The sequence below is a fragment of the Siccirubricoccus soli genome (assembly GCF_024178315.1).
In the GTDB taxonomy this organism is placed as follows: domain Bacteria; phylum Pseudomonadota; class Alphaproteobacteria; order Acetobacterales; family Acetobacteraceae; genus Siccirubricoccus; species Siccirubricoccus soli.
This window is the reverse complement of record NZ_JAMZIK010000303.1, coordinates 1-673: the sequence shown is the minus strand read 5'-3', so window position 1 is coordinate 673 and position 673 is coordinate 1. Positions and strand designations below refer to the sequence as shown.

General features: G+C 81.7%; 1 pseudogene. It reads left to right on the top strand.

Annotated elements, in window-relative coordinates:
• Nucleotides 1–673, top strand: a pseudogene (locus NJ376_RS28505) (chromosome segregation protein SMC); the annotation flags it as partial.

The following is a 673-nucleotide window of genomic DNA, read 5'->3' as shown; positions in this document are numbered from 1 at the left end:
GACCATGCCCGCGCCCGGGCGGAGGCCGAGGCGCTGCGCGAGACCCTGGCCGCCGGCGCCGCCGCGGGGGGCAAGGCCCCGCCCGTGCTGGAAGCGGTGCAGGTGCCGCCCGGGCTGGAAGCCGCCCTCGGCGCCGCGCTGGGGGAGGCGCTGGAGCATCCGGAGGATGCCGGTGCGCCCCGCCATTGGCGCGCCCTGCCGCCGCTGGAGGCCACGCCGCCCCTGCCGGACGGGCTGACGCCGCTCGCCTCCCTGGTCACCGCCCCGCCGGCACTGGCCCGCGCCCTCGGCCAGATCGGCGTGCTGCCGGAAGGCGGCGATGGCGCCGCGATCCAGCCGCTGCTCCGCCCCGGCCAGGCGGTGGTCGGGCGGGATGGCGCGCTCTGGCGCTGGGATGGCCATGTGGCCCGGGCGGATGCGCCCAACCCCGGCGCCGTCCGGCTGCAGCAGCGCGCCCGGCTGCGCGCCGCCGAGGCAAGACTGCGGGAGGCGGCCGGAGCCGCCGAGTCCGCCCGCCAGGCCCGCGATGCCGCCGCCGCCGCGGAACAGCGGGCGGTGGCCGCGGAAGCCGCGGCGCGCGAGGCCCGCCGCCAGGCGGAAGCGTCCCTGGCCGAGGCGCGGACCGGGCTCAGCCGCCTGAGCGCCGCCGCAGCGGAGGCGGAAAGCCGGCTCG